At 64.6% G+C, this 21,832-nt stretch carries 18 protein-coding genes; 9 read left to right on the plus strand and 9 right to left on the minus strand.

Annotated features, from left to right (window positions below; all coding sequences use genetic code 11):
* Positions 1 to 6: 6 nt before the first annotated feature.
* The 6 genes from P2869_RS18640 to P2869_RS18665 form a co-directional block, all read right to left on the minus strand.
* On the minus strand, positions 7 to 1,434 hold the full coding sequence (locus P2869_RS18640) for an aldehyde dehydrogenase family protein (RefSeq protein ID WP_277599129.1): 1,428 nt from the start codon (positions 1,432 to 1,434) through the stop codon (positions 7 to 9).
* Positions 1,431 to 2,234: an ABC transporter permease gene (locus P2869_RS18645; RefSeq protein WP_277599130.1), complete on the minus strand. Its 804-nt coding sequence runs from the start codon at positions 2,232 to 2,234 to the stop codon at positions 1,431 to 1,433. Before P2869_RS18645 ends, P2869_RS18640 begins: the two co-directional genes overlap by 4 nt.
* Positions 2,231 to 3,100 (minus strand): ABC transporter permease, encoded by an 870-nt coding sequence (locus P2869_RS18650; protein ID WP_277599131.1) that lies wholly within the window; start codon positions 3,098 to 3,100, stop codon positions 2,231 to 2,233. The genes P2869_RS18645 and P2869_RS18650 overlap by 4 nt, the downstream gene beginning before the upstream one ends.
* 38 nt (positions 3,101 to 3,138) lie before the next feature.
* Positions 3,139 to 4,473 carry an FAD-binding oxidoreductase gene (locus tag P2869_RS18655; RefSeq protein ID WP_277599890.1) on the minus strand — a complete coding sequence of 445 codons (1,335 nt, stop codon included), beginning with the start codon at positions 4,471 to 4,473 and terminating at the stop codon, positions 3,139 to 3,141.
* A 2-nt stretch (positions 4,474 to 4,475) separates the two neighbouring features.
* On the minus strand, positions 4,476 to 5,186 hold the full coding sequence (locus P2869_RS18660; RefSeq protein ID WP_277599132.1) for an HAD-IA family hydrolase: 711 nt from the start codon (positions 5,184 to 5,186) through the stop codon (positions 4,476 to 4,478).
* Positions 5,187 to 5,267: 81 nt separating this feature from the next.
* Positions 5,268 to 6,344, minus strand: coding sequence for an ABC transporter ATP-binding protein (locus tag P2869_RS18665; protein WP_026121152.1), 1,077 nt, complete (start codon positions 6,342 to 6,344; stop codon positions 5,268 to 5,270).
* 99 nt (positions 6,345 to 6,443) lie between these two features.
* Between P2869_RS18665 and P2869_RS18670 the strand changes: the two genes are divergently transcribed.
* Both P2869_RS18670 and P2869_RS18675 read left to right on the plus strand, forming a co-directional pair.
* Positions 6,444 to 7,415, plus strand: coding sequence for a LysR family transcriptional regulator (locus tag P2869_RS18670; RefSeq protein WP_277599133.1), 972 nt, complete (start codon positions 6,444 to 6,446; stop codon positions 7,413 to 7,415).
* Positions 7,416 to 7,470: 55 nt separating this feature from the next.
* Positions 7,471 to 7,986 (plus strand): hypothetical protein, encoded by a 516-nt coding sequence (locus P2869_RS18675; RefSeq protein WP_277599134.1) that lies wholly within the window; start codon positions 7,471 to 7,473, stop codon positions 7,984 to 7,986.
* Positions 7,987 to 8,245: 259 nt separating this feature from the next.
* On the opposite strand, the gene P2869_RS18680 is transcribed toward P2869_RS18675, so the two are convergent.
* Positions 8,246 to 9,298, minus strand: coding sequence for a sensor domain-containing diguanylate cyclase (locus tag P2869_RS18680; protein ID WP_017773333.1), 1,053 nt, complete (start codon positions 9,296 to 9,298; stop codon positions 8,246 to 8,248).
* A gap of 132 nt (positions 9,299 to 9,430) precedes the next feature.
* On the minus strand, positions 9,431 to 10,513 hold the full coding sequence (locus P2869_RS18685) for an ArsO family NAD(P)H-dependent flavin-containing monooxygenase (RefSeq protein WP_277599135.1): 1,083 nt from the start codon (positions 10,511 to 10,513) through the stop codon (positions 9,431 to 9,433).
* 387 nt (positions 10,514 to 10,900) lie between these two features.
* Here P2869_RS18685 and P2869_RS18690 point away from each other — a divergent pair, with 387 nt between their 5' ends.
* The 7 genes from P2869_RS18690 (at position 10,901) to P2869_RS18720 (ending at position 19,965) form a co-directional block, all read left to right on the plus strand.
* Complete coding sequence (locus P2869_RS18690) at positions 10,901 to 12,085, plus strand: acetyl-CoA C-acetyltransferase (RefSeq protein ID WP_017773336.1); 1,185 nt, start codon at positions 10,901 to 10,903, stop codon at positions 12,083 to 12,085.
* 174 nt (positions 12,086 to 12,259) lie between these two features.
* The gene (locus P2869_RS18695) at positions 12,260 to 14,638 is read left to right on the plus strand and encodes a plasma-membrane proton-efflux P-type ATPase (RefSeq protein WP_277599136.1); all 2,379 of its coding nucleotides are present in this window, start codon (positions 12,260 to 12,262) and stop codon (positions 14,636 to 14,638) included.
* 358 nt (positions 14,639 to 14,996) lie between these two features.
* Positions 14,997 to 16,160, plus strand: coding sequence for an ABC transporter permease (locus P2869_RS18700; protein ID WP_199542041.1), 1,164 nt, complete (start codon positions 14,997 to 14,999; stop codon positions 16,158 to 16,160).
* Positions 16,157 to 16,906: an ABC transporter ATP-binding protein gene (locus tag P2869_RS18705; protein WP_277599137.1), complete on the plus strand. Its 750-nt coding sequence runs from the start codon at positions 16,157 to 16,159 to the stop codon at positions 16,904 to 16,906. Before P2869_RS18700 ends, P2869_RS18705 begins: the two co-directional genes overlap by 4 nt.
* The gene (locus P2869_RS18710; RefSeq protein ID WP_199542042.1) at positions 16,903 to 17,877 is read left to right on the plus strand and encodes a biotin/lipoyl-binding protein; all 975 of its coding nucleotides are present in this window, start codon (positions 16,903 to 16,905) and stop codon (positions 17,875 to 17,877) included. Before P2869_RS18705 ends, P2869_RS18710 begins: the two co-directional genes overlap by 4 nt.
* Positions 17,874 to 19,292: an efflux transporter outer membrane subunit gene (locus P2869_RS18715; protein WP_277599138.1), complete on the plus strand. Its 1,419-nt coding sequence runs from the start codon at positions 17,874 to 17,876 to the stop codon at positions 19,290 to 19,292. The genes P2869_RS18710 and P2869_RS18715 overlap by 4 nt, the downstream gene beginning before the upstream one ends.
* A gap of 127 nt (positions 19,293 to 19,419) precedes the next feature.
* Positions 19,420 to 19,965 (plus strand): flavin reductase family protein, encoded by a 546-nt coding sequence (locus tag P2869_RS18720; protein WP_017773343.1) that lies wholly within the window; start codon positions 19,420 to 19,422, stop codon positions 19,963 to 19,965.
* Here P2869_RS18720 and P2869_RS18725 read toward each other — a convergent pair.
* A complete protein-coding gene (locus tag P2869_RS18725; protein ID WP_277599139.1) occupies positions 19,962 to 21,782 on the minus strand; it encodes a tetratricopeptide repeat protein in 1,821 nt (606 codons plus the stop codon). The two genes, P2869_RS18720 and P2869_RS18725, sit on opposite strands and share 4 nt — an antisense overlap.
* Positions 21,783 to 21,832: the final 50 nt, after the last annotated feature.

Consider the following 21,832-nt stretch of genomic DNA (forward strand, 5'->3'; position numbering starts at 1 on the left):
GGCGTATCAGGCGCCGTATCCGACCACGCCCTTCACTTCGAGAAACGCTTCGAGCCCCCACTCGCCATACTCGCGTCCGTTTCCGGACTGCCGGTAGCCGCCGAACGGCGCACCCGGATCCCACGCGGGGTAGTTCAGGTGAACGCTTCCCGCACGCAGCCTGAACGCGACGCGGCGCGCACGGTCGAGGTCGCGCGACTGCACGTACGCGGCGAGCCCATACGGGCTGTCGTTCGCGATGGAGATGGCATCTTCCTCGTCGCGGTAAGGCAGGATCGACAGAACGGGGCCGAAGATCTCTTCGCGCGCGATCGTCATATCGGGCCGCACGTGCGCGAACACGGTCGGCTGCACGTAGTAGCCGCGCTCGAGCCCCGCGGGCCGGCCGAGCCCGCCCGCGACGAGCGTCGCGCCTTCCTCGATACCCGCCGCAATCAGCCGTTGCACGCGCTCGAACTGCACGTCGCTGACGACGGGGCCCATCGTCGTTTCCGGCGCGTCGGCGGGGCCGACACGATGCGCGGCCGCGGCGCGCCGCGCGATCTCGACCGCCTCGTCGTGCCGCGAGGCCGGCACCAGCATACGTGTGGGCGCGTTACACGATTGCCCGCTGTTGTTGAAGCAGCTGTTGACACCCTTCGTCACCGCCGTTTCGAAATCGGCATCGTCGAGCAGCACGTTCGCGGACTTGCCGCCAAGCTCCTGATGCACGCGCTTGACGGTCGGTGCCGAGAGCGTCGCAATTTGTACCCCTGCGCGCGTCGAACCGGTGAACGACACCATGTCGACGTCCGGATGGGCGCACAACGCCGCGCCGACCGTTGGGCCATCGCCATGCACGAGATTGAAGACGCCGGCCGGCACGCCTGCCTCGTCGAGCACTTCGGCGAAGAGCACCGCGTTCAGCGGCGATATCTCACTCGGTTTGAGCACCATCGTGCAGCCCGCCACGAGCGCGGGCGCGACCTTGCAGACGATCTGGTTGATCGGCCAGTTCCATGGCGTGATCAGCGCGGCAACCCCCACCGGCTCGTAACGCACGAGCGTCGTGCCCTTGCTGCGCTGCCACGCGAACGTTTCGCAGGTGTGCAGCAGTTCCTCCAGGTGCCGGCGGCCGAGCGCGGCTTGCCAGTTGCGTGCGAACTGGCGAGGTGCGCCGATCTCACGCGAGATCGTGTCGGCAATCTCGTCGCTGCGCGTGAGATAGACGTCGAGAATCCGGCGCGCAAGCGCAATGCGCTCCGCGGGGTCGGTCAGCGAGAACGTCGCGAATGCGCGCTTCGCGGCGGCCACTGCGCGATCGACGTCGCGTGGGTCGCCGAGGGCGACTTCCGCGAACGGTGTTTCGGTGCACGGGTCGATCACGGGCAGCCGGGTATTGCCGGCAGGCGTGCTCCAGGCGCCGTCGATATAGAACTTCAAGGCGTTCTTCATACGCGTGCTGCCTCCGCCATGCCGCCGCGGCGGCTGATCACCATCATGAGCACCAGGGCCAACGTGAGCGCCGTGAGCAGGGTACTGATCGCCGCAATCGTCGGATCGATCTCGTCGCGCAGCGTGACGAACATCCGGCGCGTCAGCGTCTGGTTCGGACCGCCGGAGATGAAGAGCGCAACGACCGTCTCGTCGAGCGCCTGAATGAACACGAACACGGCGCCGGAGATCACGCTCGAACGAATCTGCGGCAGCGTCACGGCCAGAAAGCTGCGCAGCCGGTTCATTCCGAGGCTGCGCGCGGCCATCTCCTGAGCATGGTCGAAGGAGCGCAGGTCCGCACCGACGGAAATCACGACATACGGCAACCCGAGCATCGTGTCGGCGAGAATCAATCCGCCGAGCGTATTCACGTAGTCCAGCTGCGCATAGACGAAGAACACGCCCACGGCGACGATGATGATCGGCACCATCAACGGCAGCATCAATACCGTTCGGAGCCGGCGAATCAGGGGATGCGCGCCATGCTCGATCGCATACGCCGCGGCCACGCCGACGGGTGTTGCGATCGCAGTCGCGCACGACGATGCGATGAGCGTCGTGCGTGCCGCCGCGAGCCAGTCGGGATTGCCGAAGAACGCCTCATACCATCTCAGCGACAACGCAGGCGGCGGGAACGTCATGAAGCGCGTATGGGAAAACGACAGCGGTACGACGATCAGCACCGGAATCATCAGAAACGCAAGGATCAGCGCGACCGATGCGACGAGCAGGCCACGCGCGAGCGGATTCGGCTTCATTTCGCCCCCAGGGTCTTGTCGAGCGGAATCACACGGCTCGCGGCATAGAAGATCGCAAACACGCAAACCAGCAGCACCACGCTGACCGAACTCGCCGCGCCCCAGCTGTTGTAGATCTCGACGTTACGGCTCACGACCATGGAGACCATGATCGACTTGCCGCCGCCCATCAACTCGGGCGTGATGTAAAAGCCGAGGCAAAGCACGAACACGAGCGTGACGCCCGCAACGACGCCGCCCATCGACAGAGGCAGAAACACGCGCAGGAACGCATGGGTCGGCGATGCGCCGAGGCTGGCGGCCGCTTGCGACAAGCTCCAGGGAATCTTCTGCATTGCCGAGTAGAGCGGCAGCACCATGAACGGCAGGAGGATGTGGACCATCGCGATGATGGTGCCGAACTGGTTGTAGGCGAGCTGCAGCGGCTGATCGATGACGCCCGCTGCAATGAGCCCCTTGTTGACGATGCCCGTGCGCTGCAGCAGCACGAGCCATGCATACGTGCGCACGAGCACGCTCGTCCAGAACGGCAGAATCACCATGCCGAGAATCAGCGTGGCGAGCCTTGGGCGCACCGATGCCGCGAGATAGGCCACCGGATAGCCGAGCAGCAGCGTCACCCCGGTGACGATCGCGCTCAGCTTGAAGGTGAGCAGGAAGGTATCGAGGTAAGTACCGCTGAAAACGCGCCGGTAATTCGCGAGCGTGAACCCGCCATCGTGACGGATCGATTGCCACGACAGCCATGCAAGCGGCACGACCAGCAAAATGACGACGATCGCCAATGCAGGCGCCATCAGCAGCAACATCGCGCGGTCTTCGCGCCGCTGGTGGCGCATCGCCGCATCTGTCTCGCTCGGCCTCATCGTGTCGCACCCGGAAACGATTCCTCTGGCAGCCGTCATCATGCCCCCATGGCATCGAGAAACTGATACCACGCAGCGACGAGCCTGACGCCCGGCGCGCGCAGCGAATGGAACGGGACGGGCCGCAGCCCCTCTTGCGCCAGCAGCGCGAGATCGGGCGTCTCGCCCAGCGCGAGCGCGGCCGCCTGCTGGCCGACAAGGCTCGCCATCGCGACGCCTGCGCCGTTGTAGCCGAGACAGAACACCGTGGCGTCGTCGCTGCGGCCGACGTGCGGCAGCGCGTTGAAGGTCATGCCGACATAGCCCGACCACTGGAACTCGATGCGCAGGCCGGCCAGGTCGGGAAACAGGGCGACCATCGCGCGGCGCAGCGCCTCGAAGCCCGTTTGCTGTCCTTCCTTGCCGAACGCATCGCGTCCGCCGAACAGCATGCGTCCATCGGCGCGGCGAAACCATTTCATCATCCGGCGCGTTTCCGTGTAGCTGCGGCGCGCAGTCATGAGTTTCGCGTCGAGCCCGGCCGGCAGCCGCTCGGTCGCGATCATCGCGCTGCGAAACGGCACCAGCTCGCGCTGGTAGGCGGCCGTTGCCGACGTAAGGCCGGAGTAGGCGTTCGTCGCGACGATCAACTGCTTTGCACGTACCGTCGCAGCCGGCGTGCGCACGATGACGCCTGGGGCGCCGGACACACGCTCGATTGCCACCACGGGCGTCGATTCGTGGATCGGCACACCGCGCGCTGCAAGGCCGCGCGCGATGCCGAGTACGTATTCGAGCGGCAGGATGGTCCCGGCGTCCGCGCTCAACACCCCGCCGACGAATCCCGCAGATCCCGATTCCGCTTCGACCTCACCGCGGGTCAACGCCGACATCGAGCGGTCGCCTAGCTCGGTGCGCACCCAGTCCGCCTCGGCAATACAGGCGGCGAGCGCGCGCTCGGTATGCGCGCAGCGCAGGCTGCCGGTGTGTTCGAATGCGGCGCTCGCAATAGCAAACTCGTCGACGAGCGATTCGACCACGCGCACGCTGTCGTGCGCGAGCCGGTGCATCCGCTTCGCGACGTCGAGACCGTGCCTTGCCGCAATCGCAGGAAACGACAGCCGGAACTTCGATGACACCACGCCGCCGTTGCGCCCGCTCGCGCCCCACCCCACGGGATTGGCGTCGAGCACCACGCACGGCACACCGCGCTTTTCCAACGCATGGGCTGCGGCGAGGCCCGAATAGCCCGCGCCGATCACGGCAACGTCGGTGTGCAGATCGCGCGCAAGCGGCCCGTTGCCGACCGGGGCGTCGAGCGTACCGGCGCGCGCGGCGAGGTGGCGCCAGAGCGAATCGGGCGGCGGCGAAGTGCAGGCGAGCGGCGCGAGCATCATCAGGCCACGGCGAGCTCGGCTTCGACGGCATCCGCCAGCGCGGCGAGCGTCGGAAAGCAGAACGTCGGTGTCGTCACCTGCTCGGGCACCGGTGTTGCGCCGAAGCCGTTCTGTCCACGACGGCGCTCGATCCAGCAAGTCGCGTAGCCCAGTTGCGTCGCAATGCCGATGTCATGGTATTGGCTCTGCGCCGTATGGAGAATCTCGCGGAACTTGTAGCCGAACGCCGCTTGACGCCCGCGGTTGTAGGCGAAGAACTGCGGGTCCGGTTTGGCGACACCGGTTTCGTCGCAGCAGACCGAATCGTCGAACGGATCGCCCAGCGTATGCGCGTACGAGGACAGCGCCACGCGGTCTGCATTCGTCATCGCGACTAGGCGGAAATGCTTGCGCAGCCGCCTGAGCGCTTCGACCGAATCGACGAACGCGGGCCACTCGAGCACGTCACGCTGGAACGCGGCGGCCGACTGCGCATCGTCCGGCAAACCCAGCTCCTTCGCGAGCGACAGGTACACGTTCGCCATTTCGTGGCTCGACCGGCCGGGGAACGCGGCACGGCCGCGCATGTACGGCTCGAAGATCTGCTCGTCGCTCAGATCTTTCGTGGCGCTGCCGCCGATGCGGCGCACCGATGCGAGCACGCCTCGCTCGAAGTCGATGAGTGTGCCGACGACGTCGAATGTCAGCACCTTGAAATCGGTGAGCTTCATGAATTCATCCTTGATTGCGTTGCGATTGGCCGGGAAGAATTGGCCGGGAAGAGAAGGGCAGGGCCGGGCGTCGCGCGCCCGTCATGCCGGAACGACGATCGTGTCGGACGGCGAAATCGCGACACGTATGGAAGCGCCGGCTGGCGGCACGCGCTGCCGCGCCTCGTGATTGCCGGGCTGGCGCAGGCTCACTATCGTGCCGTCGGCGAGCGACGCAAATACGCGCAGGCTCTCGCCCTGGTACAGCACCTCCGTCACGCGTGCGGTGAGCCGGTTCGCGTCGGGCGGCGCATCGCCCGCGTCGATCACGAGCTTTTCGGTCTGCACCGCGAGCAGCAGCCGCTCGGCGCGCGGAAGCGGGTAGGCCGTACGCAGCACGGTGTCGCCGAGACTCACCGCATCGTCGCCCACGCGCACGACGGCCAGCAGCGTGGCCTCGCCGATGAAGCTCGCGACGAAGGCGTTGCAGGGCCGGTCATAGAGGTGCTCGGGCGTATCGACCTGGACGAGCCGGCCGTCTTTCAATACCGCGACCCGATCGCTCATCGTCAGCGCTTCCCGCTGGTCGTGCGTCACATAGATGATCGTCGCGCCGAGCCGGCGATGCAGGCGCCGCAGCTCGATTTGCATCGTCTCGCGCAGTTGCTTGTCGAGCGCGGAGAGCGGCTCGTCCATCAAGATCAGTTGCGGCTCAAACACCATCGCGCGGGCGAGCGCCACGCGCTGCCGCTGCCCGCCCGACAATTCGCTGATCCGCCGGTGTTCATAGCCGCGCAGTTCGACCATCGCGAGCGCGTCGGCCACTTTGCGGGCCCAGCCCGACCTGGGCTCGCGGCGGGCGCGCAGCGGAAAAGCGACGTTTTCGCCAACCGTCATATGAGGAAAGAGCGCGTAGCTCTGGAACACCATGCCGATGTTGCGCTTGTGCGGCGGCGCGAATGTAATGTCTCGCTCGCCAACCCAGACGCTGCCGGCACTCGGTTGCACGAAGCCGCCGAGAATGCCCAGTAGCGTCGTCTTGCCTGAACCGGACGGGCCGAGGAGTGAGACGAATTCGCCCTGCGCTACGTCGAGCGACACGTCGTCGAGCGCCACGACAGGCCCATAACGCTTTGCTGCGGATCGAATCGATACGCCCGCCCTGGCTCGTGCATCCATTGTTGGGTTCCCGCTCGGCTGCCTCAGTGAGGAAAAATATAGGCGCCGATTTTTTTGGCTGCAATTCCCGAATTGTTGGATTAGGCATAACATCAGGTCATGCCCAGCCTACGCAGAAAACTTCCCAGCGCTAACGCGCTTTTCGTGTTCGAGGCGGCCGCGCGCTGCGGTAACTTCACGCGCGCGGCGCAGGAGTTGTACGTCAGCCAGCCGGCCGTCAGCCGAATGCTCTCGCGCATGGAAGATCATCTCGGCGTGCGTCTCTTCGAGCGCGTGCACGGCGGCATCGAACTCACCGAGAACGGCCGGATTCTGTATCGCAAGATTTCCGAGGGACTGAACGGCATCGAAGACGCGATCCGCGAAATCGAGGCGCGCGCGACGGGCGTCGAGCCCGTGACGCTGTCGGTGTCGACCGCATTCACGACACACTGGCTGATGCCGCGGATGAGCCGGCTCAATCAAGCGTTTCCGTCGGTCGACCTGCGCTTTCAGCTGATTTCCGGCCGGATCGGCGGCCCGCTCGGCGACGTCGATCTCGGAATGCGTTTCGTGCAGGAGGGCGAAATGCTCGAGAACAGCGTGCCGGTGATGCCCGAAGTCCTGCTGCCCGTTTGTAATCCGCGCTATCAGGAACTTGCGTGTACCGACGAATGGCGCGCGCACGGCGACACGGTGATCGTGATGGACGACGAGGAGCGCGGCTGGCACGCGCGTTTCGCGGCGTTCAAGAACAAGACGCGCCACGCGGCCGGCGTGTTGAGCTTCAACGACTATGCGATCGTCGTGCAGGCGGCACTGCTGGGCCAGGGAATCGCGCTCGGCTGGGTCAACGTGGTGATGCACTGGCTCGCACAGCGGGCGCTCGTGCCGGCCGAGAGCGAGTTGGTGGTGACCGATCGGATATGTTGTCTTTCATGGGCGCCGGGCCGGCCCCCGCGCCCGATCGTCGCCGAGGTGCGTGATTGGCTCATTGCCGAGACGCGCGCGGACATCGAGGCAGTCGATGCGGCCTATCCGGAACTCGGGTTGGCGGCAGCGGTGCGCTCGGGGTTGGGGCGCCAGGGGTAACGGACCGACCAAGGGCTGTCGGGCCTGCACGGCGCATGCGCCACTGCGAGACACTATGCAGCCAAGAACAAAATATTTGTCAGCCTTCGCGCTAATTTCCGTCGTGCTGGTCGGAGTGAAGTCAGGTTTCGTGACGCGCAGTCACGTGATCAATGTATTGCTGTTCTTTTCTTGCTTCGTGGCCTACGCGTATATCGCTTTCGGTGCGTTCGCGCTGCGACCGCGACTGCTGGGATGGGGTATGGGAAGCCTGCTGTCGCTCCCGATCGCAATCTCAATTCTGGCATCGCCCTTGGTACTGTTCGGTGTCTTCTGGGCGTTCAGCGATTTCGCAGCTGGGCCGGACACGGTAATTCATATGGCGGATGGCTTACTTTGTGAGGAGTATTCTTCTGGCTCAGTAGTTACCGAAGCAAACGAGACCTTTGAGCTCGATCGGCCCGTTTTAGGTTTATTTTTGCTTCGGCTGGCGGTAGAAACGGGTCCGGTTCTGGAGAACTATTCTGTCCAGAAGGGCTGCGCTTCGGTTGACCAGACGTGGAAATCGTCGAATCGCGCATCGACCATGTAACGTCCGTCGGCGGCTGGCGCAACCGCCAACCGTCTTAAATCGGTGTCAAGATGATTAAGTTTGCGTTGGAGTTGCTGACTCTAATCGTCCGCCTTCAAGAGGCATGAAGGATCGCTTCGGGTCGAAGACCGCTCTTTCCTTGCCAGACCTTTGCTTTATATCGGCCATCGTCCCAACAACCTGACCAACAATTGTGCCGTCCCGGCGTGACTCCCATGAAGCGCCCCTATGCCGGAACGATCCTCGCACCATCAAAGTGTCAGCGCGACTGCAGCTTGAATCCTTCGCCGCCGATACCTGCCCTGTCCACCGCCGAAATGCGGTTGCGGCCCTGATCCTTGGCCTGATAGAGCTGCGCATCCGTCAGATTGATGAAAGCCGTGACGTCGATGCCTTCATTCGGCACAACGGTGCCTACTCCGAAGCTCGCCGTGACCCGCTGACTATGCGGCGAGCGCAGATGCGCGATCGCTTCATCCGCGATCAGCGCGCGGCAACGCTCTGCGACGCGTACGGCCTCATCAGCGTCGGTTTGCGCGAGCACGAGCACGAACTCCTCGCCGCCGAAGCGGCCCACGAACGCGTTCGGCCCGGCAGCCTCGCCGAGCACGCGCGCAATGCGCTTCAGACATTCGTCGCCCTGCAGGTGACCGTAATAATCGTTGTACGACTTGAAGAAATCGATGTCGACCATCACGAGCGAAAGCGGCTTGCCCGATGCCGCCGCGCTCGCCCATTCGCGCGCGATGACCGTGTCGAACATGCGACGGTTGCCCACGCCCGTCAGGCTGTCGGCGAGCGACAGGCGTTCCAGTTCGCGCTGGAGCTGCGCGAGCCGTTCCTCGGTGCGCTTGCGCTCGCTGATGTCGAACATGAAGCCGATCAGCGCGTCAACGTCGCCGTTCTCTTTGCGCACAACGTGGACAACGTCGCGGATCCACACGTAGCCGCCGTCGGCGGTCAGTGCGCGATAGTCCGCTTCGTGGTCGGCGCCCGCCTGCGATTGCGCGACGCAAAAATTCACCACGGACTCGCGGTCGTCCGGATGCATGCGCGCGGCCCAGTCCTCGACCGTTTTCCAGGTGGAGGGCGCATAGCCGAGCAGCGCTTCGATCTGCGGGCCGATATAGGCGAACTGCATCGTCGCCCAATCGATCTTCCAGGGAATTGCCCGGGTGGATTCGAGCAGCGTGCGGTAAACGGCGGGGTTGTCCTCGCCGGGCTGGCGCCCGGGCGGTGCAAGGCTCGCCTCGTGGCGCAGGAATGCGGCCTGAAGGGAACCGCCGGCCGGATCTTTGTCTTCGTGGCTCATCGTGATCGTCCCATAACGCGTAAGTGCATTATCGGCCGCTAACGGTAGGGTCTTGAACGCGACTTGGAAGATCGATCGACAAGATTGAAGGAACTCGCCCGGTTCGACGCTGGTTTCGGAGGACCCTGCCGGCTACGGTGATGATGCGCTTCGCGGCCCTATGGCAATGAGATATTGCGCTATGCTCTGCGCCGCTTCCCTTGCGCTGCGCATGACACCGACGAGCGTAGCCGAGGCAGCGCCGCACCATTCGCCGTAGCCAACCAGCCACAGGCGCTCCTCGCCTCTGGCGCGCGTCCCGTCTGTCCTCGGCAATCCGTTGGCATCGCAGATCTGTAGTGGGTCAAGATGTTTGAGCGCGGGGCGGAACCCCGTGCACCAGATCACGACATCGACGCGGGAATGCGTGCCGTCGCTCCACACGACGCCGTCCGCATCGAAGTGGCTGAACGGACGCATTGGGTGCAGAACGCCTCGCGCCCGCGCGTCCCGTACAGGCGGCACCATGACGATATCGCCCAAACCACCTACCGGCGCCGTCATCGTGTGCCCATCGCGAAGAGCCTGCCATTTGGCTGTCGCGCGTTCGAACAAGACCCGGCCATCCACATCATCGGGAAGAAAAACGGGGTCATGCAACGTCACCCACATAGCGTTGCAGACTGTCGATACCTCCGCCAGGATTTGCGCGCCCGAATTGCCGCCGCCCACCACCAGCACGTTTTGTCCGCGCAGATCGTCCGCGTTGCGGTACTGCGCCGAATGCATCTGGCGACCCCGAAAGATCTCGCGTCCGGGATAGTCGGGGACATACGGCGCGCTCCAGGTGCCGGTCGCGCTCACGACTGCTCTCGCGAGCCATTCCCCTCGATCGGTGCTGACCAGCAAGCTGCCCTGGACGCGTGAAACGGATTTGACATGAACCGGGCGCCGCACAGGGATGTGATGACGATCCTCATATCGCGCCAGATAGGCGATGACCTCGTCGCGCGACGGGTACGTGCCGTTTGATACGGGCATCTGCCAGCCTGGCAGCGAACTCCATTGCGCCGGCGAGAACAGGTGTAGTGAGTCCCAGGTATGTCGCCAGGCGCCTCCGGGGGCGCTCTGGTCGTCCAGCACGATATAGTCGAGTCCCGCACGGCGCAGGAAGTAGGCGGTGGCAAGCCCGGCCTGGCCACCTCCGATTACTACGACATCAATGTCTGCAGGCATGCGCTTTCTTCCCCATCTCCCGAACCGGATTCTGGCGGCGACGCAGCCCGGTTCGCTTCATGGCGATGGTCGGCGGGCTACGTCGCTCCGTTTTGTCACAGACCATGTGGCTCAACCATTGTTGTGCCTCAGCTTGTAGGGCGGCGACGATACTCGTCTTGACACACGTCAAGAAGGATCGGACGGCCCTCGCCATCATGGAAAACCGTCTAATGTACAAACGGGACCGCACGAGCGACCCGTGCCCCGCACAAACCTGTGGCTTCGTCTGAACCTGAACCTGAAGCGATGCGGGACGGTCCTCGACACCCTCGCACCGGAACTGCATTGGCCGGCACGATCTTCCGTATTACCTGATTCCGCGGCATTCCTTTGAGGAGCAAGCTCATGAGCAACGTTGAAGTGGTCCTGTGCAGCCCTGTACGCACGGCGATCGGCACCTACGGCGGGACACTCAAGGACGTGGCGGCGCCAACGCTTGGCGCTGCCGTTATCCGCGAAAGTCTCCGGCGCGCTGGATTGGCTGCCGACAAGGTCCATTCGCTCGTCATGGGCAATGTGATTCAGGCCGGCGTGAAAATGAATCCGGGGCGACAGGCGGGCATCGCCGGGGGATTGCCGGTCGGCGTTCCGGCGCTGACGGTCAACCGTGTCTGTGGGTCCGGCGCGCAGGCCATCGCCAGCGCGGCCACCGAAATCTGGGCCGGCATGATCGAATGCGCGCTCGCCGGTGGTATGGAAAACATGGATCGCAGTCCCTACCTGCTGCCGCAAGGGCGCTGGGGGGCCAGGATGGGCGACGTGACGTTGTTCGACAGCATGCTGCTCGATGGGCTCAACGACGCCTTTAGCGGTCAGCATTCAGGCTGGCACACAGAAGACCTCGTGGCGAAGTGCGGCATCTCTCGCGAGGACCAGGATCGTTGGGCGTTGCGTTCGCAGCAACGCTTCGCGCAGGCGCAGGCTGCCGGGCTCTTCGACGCAGAAATCGTGCCGCTGGAGGTGCCGGGTCGCAAAGGGCCAACGGTGTTTGTCCGCGACGAGCACAATCGGCCGGATACCAGCGCCGAGTCGCTTGCCAGGCTCAAACCGGCCTTTCGCAAGGACGGGACGATTACCGCAGGCAACGCGCCTGGCCTGAACAGCGGCGCGGCTGCAATGGTCGTTGCCGAGCGAGGCTGGGCCGAACGCAATGGCCTGACGCCCATGGCCCGGCTGGTCAGTTATGGCGTGGCAGCCGTGGAGCCCGGTTTCTTCGGCCTGGGCCCGATTCCCGCGGTGCGACAGGCAATTGCACGCGCCGGGTGGTCTATATCGGACGTGGATCGCGTGGAAATCAACGAGGCGTTTGCGGCAATCGCGCTGGCGTGTCTGCGCGAGCTCGGCTTTGCGGAAGACGTTGTAAATACAGAGGGTGGCGCGATTGCTCATGGACATCCGATCGGTGCTAGCGGCGCGGTGCTGACTACGCGGCTGTTGCATCAGATGCAGCGTGGCGGCGCTCGGCGCGGGATCGTGACGCTGTGCATTGGCGGAGGACAGGGCATCGCGCTGGCACTCGAACTTCTGTGAACGCCGGTAGTGGTTCCGCCCGCAAGCCATGATTCGTTGAAGCGGTGAACCGACCATTGGCATGCGAGCAGCAGAGCAACTACGCCGGCCGCTACGTCGCTCTTCGTAGAAGTGACGCGACGATCGTCAGCACGGTGGCCGGCGCGCCCCAACCACCGCGAACCGCTCCTCACAATGACAATCGCCGCTAAACCTCCCGCCGACACCGCAAAAGCGCTGCCGACCACCGACCGCGCAACAGGGCTTACGTCGGCAGAGGCTCAGCATCGCCTGCAAGCATTCGGCGTCAATGCTATCGAAGAGGTTCGCACACCGCGATGGCGCCAGCTTCTCGCCAAACTCTGGGGACCCGTGCCCTGGATGCTCGAAGCGGTGATCGTGCTACAGGTCATGCTTCATCGTGGCGAGGAGGCGCTGGTCATCCTGTTCCTGCTTGCTTTCAATGCCCTTGTTGCCTCCATACAGGAAGGGCGCGCGCAAGACGCGCTGACGTTGCTGCGACGGCAATTGCAGGTCAACGCGCGCGTGCTGCGCGACGCGCACTGGGGCCGTCTTCCCGCCGCGCAACTGGTTCCTGGAGATGTGGTGCACGTGCGAGCAGGCGACATCGTCCCCGCAGACCTCGTTTTGTTCGATGGCGCAGTGACGCTGGATCAGTCGGCCCTGACCGGCGAGTCTCTCGCTGTCGATGCAAGCCCCGGACAGCCCGCGTACACCGGGTCGATCGTGCATCAGGGCGAAGCCAGCGGCGAAGTCACTGCCACCGGCTCGCGAACCTACTTCGGCCGGACGGCGGAACTCGTGCGCACGTCCAATGCCCCCAGCCATATGCAACGCACGATCTTCTCGATCGTCAAGCGCCTCGTCGCCTTCGACCTCGTGCTCGTGGTACTGGTCGTCTTTTACGCCGCGACGCATGGTTTGCCGTGGGGCGATACCGCGGTGTTCGCGTTATTGCTGCTCGTCGCGTCGGTTCCGGTTGCCTTGCCGGCGACCTACACTTTGGCTACGGCTCTCGCGAGCACACGTCTTTCGAAACAGGGGGTTCTCGTTACGAGGCTGCCTGCGGTAGAGGAAGCGGCAGCAATGGATACCCTTCTGTCCGACAAGACCGGGACATTGACGCAGAACAGGCTGTCCGTCGCCGGGGTCAAGGCATTGGCAGACGTCGACGAGGCCACCGTCTTGCGCGCAGCAGCAATGGCCAGCGACGATGCCTCTCAGGATCCCCTCGACCTTGCGATCCTTTCTGCTTATCGTACGAGCGCGCAATCTGCCCTTCTGCCCGCGCGCACGGATTTTCGGCCCTTCGATCCGGCAACCCGATTCAGCGAAGGCATCTATGTCGTCGATGGACAGGCGTGGCATGCGCTGAAAGGCGCGACCAGCGCAGTATTCGAACATTGCGGTGCCGACGTGGCGCAGCGTCAAGCCGCGCAAGACACGGGGCGGGCGTTGGCCGCTGGGGGCGCGCGCGTGCTCGCGGTTGCGGCGGGTCCGGTGGGCGCGATTCGACCGATCGGTCTAGTGGGCCTCTCCGATCCGCCTCGGGACGACGCTGCCGAACTCATCGCAAAACTCGGCCAGCTTGGCGTGAGAGTGTGCATGGCCACCGGCGACGCACTGGAAACAGCACGGGCAATCGGACAACGACTTGGGCTGGGTACACGTATCTGCGTTGCGCGCGAAGACGACTTACGACAACCCGAAAAATGCGACATCTTCGCTCGCGTGCTGCCTGAAGAGAAGCACGCCATTGTCAGCGCGCTGCAACAGGCAGGACACGTCACGGGGATGACGGGCGACGGCGTCAATGACGCACCTGCGCTGCGACAGGCGGAACTCGGTATCGCCGTGGCCAGTGCCACCGATGTGGCCAAGGCCGCAGCAGGCGTTGTGCTGACCGATCCAGGCCTGAGCGGTGTCCTGACCGTGGTCGGTATGGGGCGAGAAGTGCACCGACGCATGCTCACGTACATTCTCAACAAGATAGTCAAGACACTTGAGATCGTCGTTTTCCTCACACTGGGTCTCTGGCTCACCAAAGGCTTTGTGATTTCACCGCGGCTGATCGTGTTACTGCTGTTCGCCAATGACTTCGTTACGATGAGCATCGCAACCGACCGCGTTCTACCGGCAAGCCAGCCACAACGCTGGCGAGTCGGGCAACTGGTCGGCGCCGCGGGCGTGCTCGCAGCGGTTTCGCTTGCGTTCACGCTATCGCTGTATGGCACGGCGCGCGCACGGTTCGGGCTGAGTGCCGGGCAGATGCAAACCATGGTGTTCCTGCTGCTGGTATTCACCACGCAGGCCAATGTCTACGTGCTCCGCAACGACGGGCCCATGTGGGCGTTCGCTCCCGGTACGCTCATGGCGTGGGCCAGCGCCATCGACGTCGTCCTGGTGAGTGTGCTGGCCGTAACCGGAACGCTGATGGCAGCAGTCCCACTGGAACTCGTCGGCGCCTTGATCTGCGCCGTTGCCGTGTTCGCTCTGCTTCTCGACCGAATCAAGAGCGTCGTGTTTCGGCGCTTTAAGTTCGGCTGCGCGTAACCGATGCGCTTGCACTGCCCGAAATGACGCTGCTGGCGAATGTGAGCGCGTCGGCAGGTTGAGCCGCTAAGCGTGCCGGTAAGTCCGCTTGCCAATGGTCGTCACCGCGCGCCCGGCGAAAGCGATCTGCCGCTTCATTGCCGGTCGCCTCATCGCCGCGCTTATTCAATCCATTTCCTTATTTTTGAAATAACAATTACTTTCCGATTATTACGGAGCCGCAGCTGATTGGCCTGAATTGATACACGTCAATTCAAAGGAATATGCGAAGCCATATTCTCGCCACGACATTGCCCGGCATTTCATTCACGAAGCGCCGTGAGCAAAGGGCGTCACATGAATTGCGCGTGAGGTAGTCATGCTGGCAATTGCCTGGCGGATGCTGATCGGCGATCGGGCCAAATATTTCGGCATCGTCTTTTCGCTCGCCTTTACTACGCTGTTGATCACGCAACAGGCCGCAACCCTGGTTGCCGTTCTGCGGTCGACCACGACGTTCGTTGATCAGATTCAGGGCGTCGACATGTGGGTGACCGATCTTCATTCGGACTACGTCGACGACGTCAAGGCGATGGACGACATCGCCGTTTACCGCATGCGCAGCGTGTCGGGCGTGGCATGGGCCGTGCCGCTGTACAAAGGCAGCATCAGTGCACGGCTGCCGGATGGCCGCGCAGAGTCCGTGCAGTTGATCGGCGTGGACGATTCCACACTGATCGGTGCGCCGGGGCGAATGGTGTCGGGCTCGCTCGCCGACCTGCGCATGGCCGACAGCGTGTTCGTCGACGAAGACGGGGCACGCAATCGCCTCGCCTATTCAGCTTCAGGCGCAACTTCCAGCGGCGCACGCCGTCCGCTCAGAGTGGGCGACACGTTCGAACTCAACGATCACCGTGTGGTGGTGGCAGGCATCTACCGCGGCGAAAAGACGTTCGCCTCGACCCCGGTCGTCTACACCACGTATGAACGCGTCAAGACCTATGTGCCGAGCCAGAGAAAGCTGCTGTCGTATGTCCTCGTCAAGCTCAGGCCGGATGCCGATGTCGCACGCGTCAAATCGCAGACGCGCGAAGGGCTGAAGCTGCTTGCCCGCACGAGCCGCGAATTTTCCAACGAGACGTTGCGCTGGTTCATCCTCAATACCAGCGTGATTCTCAACATGGGGCTCTCCGCGCTGATGACGTTTGCCATTGGAGGCGGCATCGCGGGAATGACTTTCTACAACTTCATGCTCGACAGCCAGAGGCACTTTGCCGTGCTGCGGGCAATCGGAGCCCAGGATGGGACGCTGATCGGGATGGTCGCGCTGCAGGCCCTGGGTGTGACGCTGCTGGGCTACGGTCTGGGCATTGGCGGCATTGCGACGTTCATCCTGCTCAACGTCAATTCCGATATCAACGTCCGCTTGACGTGGCCTGTGGTGGGCGCCGCCTGCGCGGTGGTCGTGCTGGTTGGAAGCACGGCCGGGTCGCTGGGGCTGCGTCGCGTGCTGCGCCTTGATCCCGGGGTGGTGTTCAAATGAACGACGATCCGCAACGCACGGCCTCCGGCGCCGGGTTCGCCGTCGTCTGTGAACAGCTCGCCAAGGCCTATCCGACACCCACGGGCAGCGTGCCCGCGTTGCGCGGCGTCGATCTTGCCGTGCGCACGCGCGAGGTGATGTTCCTCGTGGGACCGTCGGGCTGCGGAAAAACCACGCTGATCTCCATCGTGGCGGGTGTGCTGCGACGGGACGCGGGCCGATGCACGATCTTCGACGTCGACCCGGAGAGCTTGCCTTCCGCGCAAGCCACCGCGTTCCGGCGCGATCACATCGGCTTCGTGTTCCAGTCGTACAACCTGATCCCCTCGCTCAGCGTGCGGGACAACGTCAGCATCCCGCTTCTGCTCCAGCGGGCGAAGCCCAGGGATGCAGCGAAAACTGCGCAGCGTTCGCTGGAACTGGTCGGGCTAAGCGATCAGGCCGACAAGATGCCGTCTGAACTGTCGGGCGGGCAGCAGCAACGCGTCGCCATTGCCCGCGCGATCGTCCATTCGCCGCGCCTCATCGTCTGCGACGAGCCGACCAGCGCGCTCGATCACACAACGGGGCGAGACATCATGAAGCTGCTGCGCAGTCTGGTTCTCGAACGCGGGACAACGCTCATCGTCGTCACGCACGATCGGCGCATCTACGAATACGCCGATCGTATTGCGGAAATGGACGATGGCCGCATAACGGGTATCCGCGCTTCATCCTCTGTCATTGTTGAGGGCACCGCTCCGTGAGACTCCGTCTGACTCAGGCCATGTTGCCGCTGCTGGCCGCACTGGGTGTCGCCGTTGCCGCCACGGCGGTGATCACGGCACCGTCCTCGATCTCTGCGACCAAGCCGCTTTCGGAGCCCGCGAGTGCGCCGTTCCCGAGCTACATCGGCGGCACCGGCAAGCTCGAGCCGCCGGGCCAGGCGGTGGGCATCGGGGCGCCTGACGGCGGCATCGTCGTTGACGTGCCCATCGCGCCCGGCGACGAGGTCAAGGCCGGCCAAACGCTGTTTCGCATCGACGACCGCGTCAAACGCGCCGATCGGGATCAGCGCAGCGCCGACGTCGAAACGGCGGTCGCAAATGTGCGCGAAGCCGACGCCAATCTGGGCGACTACCGGGCGCAGCTCAAACTGGCGGAATCGGTTTCCGATCCGCGCGCGGTGAGCGCGGAAGATTTGTCGAAGCGCCGTTACGCGGTGCGTCTGTACGAAGCAAAGCTTGCGTCGGCGCGGGCGCAACTGCTTTCTGCGCGTGCGCAGCTTGCGTATTCCGAAGCTTCGCTCGTTCGTCTCACCGTGAAGGCGCCTTTCGATGCGACCGTCCTTCAGGTCAACATCCGGCCGGGGGAATATGCGTCGGCCGCGGCCCTTTCCACGCCGCTCGTCATGCTGGGCCGCTCGGGCAAGCACCACGTGCGCGTGCAGATCGACCAGAACGATGCCTGGCGCTTCAAGCCGGGGGCGGCCGCCCGGGCTTACCTGCGGGGCAACGGCAACATCGGCACGGCATTGAAATACATGTACAGCGAGCCTTATGTCGTCACGAAGACGTCGCTCACGGGCGACAGCACCGAGCGCGTGGATACGCGCGTCCTGGAAGTGGTCTACCAGATCGAGGACGACCGGTTCCCCGCGTATCTCGGGCAGCTCGTGGACGTCTTCATTCAGGCCCCGCCGCTCGACAGTGGCGCGGCCAGCGCGGTCCGGCCATGAGAGCGCTGGCGCTGCTGTGCGCGTCCCTTCTGGCTGCATGCACAGTTGGGCCCGACTATCACGCCATGCAGGCCGCCGCACCGGCTGACTGGGCGGACAGGACGCCCACGAAGTCAGCAGCCACGGACCTGAAATCGTGGTGGACGCGATTCAACGATCCTCAACTGAACCGTCTCGTGGCTGACGCGATGCGTGCGAATGCGGACGTGCGCGAGGCGCAGGCGCGTCTGCGCGAGGCGCGGGCTTCGCTGGTCCAGACGCGATCGGGGCTGTATCCCGCAGTCGACGGCTCGGCCAGTGCTACCCGGTCGCGCCAGAAGCTCTCGGGTTTCGGAGATAACGCGAGCCTCACGAGCAACACCTTCGAGGCCGGCTTCGATGCGAGCTTCGAACTCGATATCTTCGGGGCCCAGCGACGTAGCGTGGAGTCGTCTGCGGCGAACGTGCAGGCGTACGCGGCCGATCTGGACGATACGATCCGTTCGCTGCTGGGTGACGTGGCGCGCTATTACGTCGAAGCGCGCGGGTATCAGGCTCGCCTCGTCATAGCGAAAGCGACGCTTGCCTCGCGCACCGATACCTGGCGGCTCACGCGTGCGAAGGCGCAGGCCGGTACCGGAACGGGGCTTGACGAAGTGCAGGCACGCGCCGAGATGGAAAGCGCGGCGGCGAGCATTGCGCCGCTCGAATACAGCTTCCGCGAATCGGTCAATCGCCTTGCGGTGCTCACCGGGGCGTCGCCGCAGGACGTTCTCGACCGCCTGCGCGAGGTCGCTCCCGTGCCGGCGCTTTCGTGGGCGATCGAACCGGACCCGCCCGTCGAGGTGCTGGCGAGACGGCCCGACGTGCGCGCCGCCGAGCGGCGCATTGCCGAGGCAACGGCCGACATCGGCGTATCGGAGGCGGACCGTTATCCGGCTGTTTCGCTCGCGGGGGCAATTGGCGTGAACTCGGAGAGCATACGGTCGATGGCCGCTCGTTCATCGGCAACATGGTCGTTCGGTCCGACGTTGAGCGTGCCGGTCTTCGACGCCCACAAGCGTGCCGCCAAGGTGCGCGAGAAAGAGGCGGTCAGGGACGAGAAAGTCGCGGCCTGGCAGGCAACGGTGCGAAGCGCGATTGAAGAAACCGAGAACGCGCTCGTTGCGCTGGACCGCGAGAAGGCGCACAACGACGCGCTCAAGAAAACGGTTGCGGCCTACAAGAGCGCGTTCGACGTCTCGCAGGCGCAATACATGGCCGGTCTCACCACTTTCCTGAGTGTGCTGGAGGCCGACCGGTCGCTCGCTTCGCAGCGGGACAGTCTCGCGCAGAGCGACGTCAGCCTCGCGGTGGACGCCATCGCGCTCTACAAGGCGCTTGGCGGCGGCTGGGAAGACGGCGAGCGCACCGCGGCGCTCGCGCCTCGCGACTGATACAGAACACCGCACCGACCGGCGACGTGGTTGCATCGACCGCCGCTGCGCTCAAGAGACGTCTCGTGACTTCCGCTGCGTGAAGATCCGGCCGACGATGGGCCCGATTAACACGGAGCGTTCAGCCATGACAGAGCCGCTTGCCGCAATCGAACCTGCCTCCTTTCGCCGCGTATTGGGGCAGTTCGCAACGGGCGTCACCATCATCACGACACGGAGCCCCGACGGGGCTCCGGTCGGCATCACCGCCAACAGCTTCAGCTCCGTTTCGCTCGATCCACCGCTCGTGCTGTGGAGCCTCGCGCGCAGTTCGTCGTCGTATGCGGCGTTCGCATCGGCGCGCTATTGGGCGATTCACATTCTTGCGCAGGAGCAGGAGCCGCTTTCGGGCCGATTCGCGAGCCGGGGAATCGACCGGTTCGCCGGTGTTCAAACCCGGCACGGCCTGGGCGACATACCGCTGATCGAGGGATGCGTGGGCTGGCTGCAATGCGAGCGCGCCGTTCAGTACGACGGCGGCGACCATGCCATCTTTCTCGGCGAGGTCCGCTCGTTCACGCAACGGCAGGACGCGGCGCCCCTCGTCTTTCACGGCGGGCAATACAGGCGGCTTGCCACGGCCGATGATCCGGCCCGGCCGTTGCGCGAGACGGGCGGCGCGCTTGCCGTCTAACTGTCCGCCCGGCAGGCGGTCAGGCCGAGCCGGGCGAGCAGCCTTGCGAAGCGCGGGTCGGCCCGCAGCGGATCGAATTGCGGCGCGGTGCGAAGCAGCAGCTCCGGCGCAGTCGGTGCGCCGAGTGCGGCGTCCAGATGCTCGAACGCTGCGTTGTGCTCGCCAAGGCCGAGATGGATCTGCGCCTTGGCCATCAGCACACGGCCCGGATCGTCGTCCCGGCTGTCGAGTTCATCGAGAATCGCGCGTGCCTTCGGCCCATTTCCCGTCTTGCCATACGCATAGCCCATTTTTCCGAGGCCGAACGCGCTGCGGCCATCCAGCTGGCTGATTTCCTCGAACCGTCCCAAGGCCTGCGAGATACGTCCGTCCCACAGCATGGCGTCGGCGAGCAGCACGTGGGCAGGCTGAAAGTCGCTGTCCAGTGCGACGGCCCGGCGCGCCAGCTCCATTGCTTCGCCGTAGCGGCGGCTATTCATCAAGACCGCGGCGAGAGACCCCGTTACGGTTGCCGACAACGGATGCAAGTCGCGCGCTTCCCGCATGTTGTCGAGCGCTTCGCCCAGCTTGCCGGTTTGCAGGTGAAGCAGGCCGAGACACATGCGCGCGCCGCTATCGTCGGGAGCGAGGCGGATGGCGCGATCCAGCGCATCTTGGGCAGCCACCCAGTCGCAGACGAAGAGCGAAGCCATTCCCAGCGCGACGAGTCCACGCGTTCCGCTGCGAGGCGCCGTGGCGGCGGCCATGGCCGAGCGTTTCAGGCGCGGCATGAGGTCCGCGCTCGAACCCGGCACGATCGAGACGAAGGCCGCGAGGAGGTTGGCCATGCTCGCGTGCATGGCGGCTTCGTGCGGGTTGCGCTGCAGGCGACCTTCGAGCCAGCCGATACCGCGGCGCAAGACATCGACCACCGATGGCGAGCCGCCGGTGCCGAAGCGAAGCAGCTGCCGCAGGTCAGAACCGGAGCAGACGTCTTCCACGAACGCTTCGGCCAGCGGCGTCTGCCAGATTCTTTCGCTTTTCGCGAGTTCGGTGACGAGCTCCACCGCTGTGTCTTCCACGCGTGGCGGCCCGTCGTTCCAGTCCTGTTCGATCGCGTGAGCCCAGACCTGGCAACCGCTTGCCGTCTCCACCAGTTGCAGGAGCACGCGTGTGCGGGTACCTGAACGGCGCACGCTGCCCTCCACGATCCAGTCGACGTCGAGCCGCTGCACGGTCTCGCCGATGGAAGCTGCGGTGGCCGGCATGGCGCGGCACAACGAGCGCGCGAGCACTTCGATGCGCGGCAAGCGCGCGAGTGCGTGGCTCATTTCGTCGGCGAGGCTCGCGGCGAGATGGTGGATGTCGGGCGCGTCGTCCGTTACGGCAAAGGGCAGGACGGCGAGCCGTGCAATACGCTGCGGCGCCAGGTCGGCGAAGGCGAGGGTAGGTGTGGCGGCCGCGAGGCGATACGCCGCCGTCGCGAACGAGCGCTTCGCCAGTTCGATACGGACAGGGTTGTGCGCGCCTTCGGTCTGGTAATAAAGGGTAAGGCGCGAGCGCAGACGCCACGCCTCGGTTCGCACGACCGTTTCGATGCGCGGATCGAAATCCGTGCCGCGGTCGAAGACCTCGATACCGATCGTGTATTCCTTGAGGCGGTCGCCGCGCCCTTGCAGCGTCTCGTTGACAAGGTAGTCGAGCAGCGCGCGCATGCGTCCCGACGTCGCGAAGCATTGGCTCTTCAGCACGCGCGCCAGCTCGTCGCGAACTTCCCGTTCGTCGGGCGTGTTCCCCTCGACGGGGTGAGAACGAATGATCGCGCCGCTGCTTTCCACCTCGATGTTCCCGCCAATCCGTGAGTCCGGATTCCGATGCTAGAGGGTCC

It is taken from the genome of Paraburkholderia sp. SUR17, from assembly GCF_029536165.1.
Lineage (GTDB): Bacteria > Pseudomonadota > Gammaproteobacteria > Burkholderiales > Burkholderiaceae > Paraburkholderia > Paraburkholderia kururiensis.

Coding starts and splice junctions, on each gene's coding strand:
- P2869_RS18640 (WP_277599129.1), bottom strand. CDS start 1,434: ATGAAGAACGCCTTGAAGTTCTATATCGACGGCGCCTGGAGCACGCCT.
- P2869_RS18645 (WP_277599130.1), bottom strand. CDS start 2,234: ATGAAGCCGAATCCGCTCGCGCGTGGCCTGCTCGTCGCATCGGTCGCG.
- P2869_RS18650 (WP_277599131.1), bottom strand. CDS start 3,100: ATGAGGCCGAGCGAGACAGATGCGGCGATGCGCCACCAGCGGCGCGAA.
- P2869_RS18655 (WP_277599890.1), bottom strand. CDS start 4,473: ATGCTCGCGCCGCTCGCCTGCACTTCGCCGCCGCCCGATTCGCTCTGG.
- P2869_RS18660 (WP_277599132.1), bottom strand. CDS start 5,186: ATGAAGCTCACCGATTTCAAGGTGCTGACATTCGACGTCGTCGGCACA.
- P2869_RS18665 (WP_026121152.1), bottom strand. CDS start 6,344: ATGGATGCACGAGCCAGGGCGGGCGTATCGATTCGATCCGCAGCAAAG.
- P2869_RS18670 (WP_277599133.1), top strand. CDS start 6,444: ATGCCCAGCCTACGCAGAAAACTTCCCAGCGCTAACGCGCTTTTCGTG.
- P2869_RS18675 (WP_277599134.1), top strand. CDS start 7,471: ATGCAGCCAAGAACAAAATATTTGTCAGCCTTCGCGCTAATTTCCGTC.
- P2869_RS18680 (WP_017773333.1), bottom strand. CDS start 9,298: ATGAGCCACGAAGACAAAGATCCGGCCGGCGGTTCCCTTCAGGCCGCA.
- P2869_RS18685 (WP_277599135.1), bottom strand. CDS start 10,513: ATGCCTGCAGACATTGATGTCGTAGTAATCGGAGGTGGCCAGGCCGGG.
- P2869_RS18690 (WP_017773336.1), top strand. CDS start 10,901: ATGAGCAACGTTGAAGTGGTCCTGTGCAGCCCTGTACGCACGGCGATC.
- P2869_RS18695 (WP_277599136.1), top strand. CDS start 12,260: ATGACAATCGCCGCTAAACCTCCCGCCGACACCGCAAAAGCGCTGCCG.
- P2869_RS18700 (WP_199542041.1), top strand. CDS start 14,997: ATGCTGGCAATTGCCTGGCGGATGCTGATCGGCGATCGGGCCAAATAT.
- P2869_RS18705 (WP_277599137.1), top strand. CDS start 16,157: ATGAACGACGATCCGCAACGCACGGCCTCCGGCGCCGGGTTCGCCGTC.
- P2869_RS18715 (WP_277599138.1), top strand. CDS start 17,874: ATGAGAGCGCTGGCGCTGCTGTGCGCGTCCCTTCTGGCTGCATGCACA.
- P2869_RS18720 (WP_017773343.1), top strand. CDS start 19,420: ATGACAGAGCCGCTTGCCGCAATCGAACCTGCCTCCTTTCGCCGCGTA.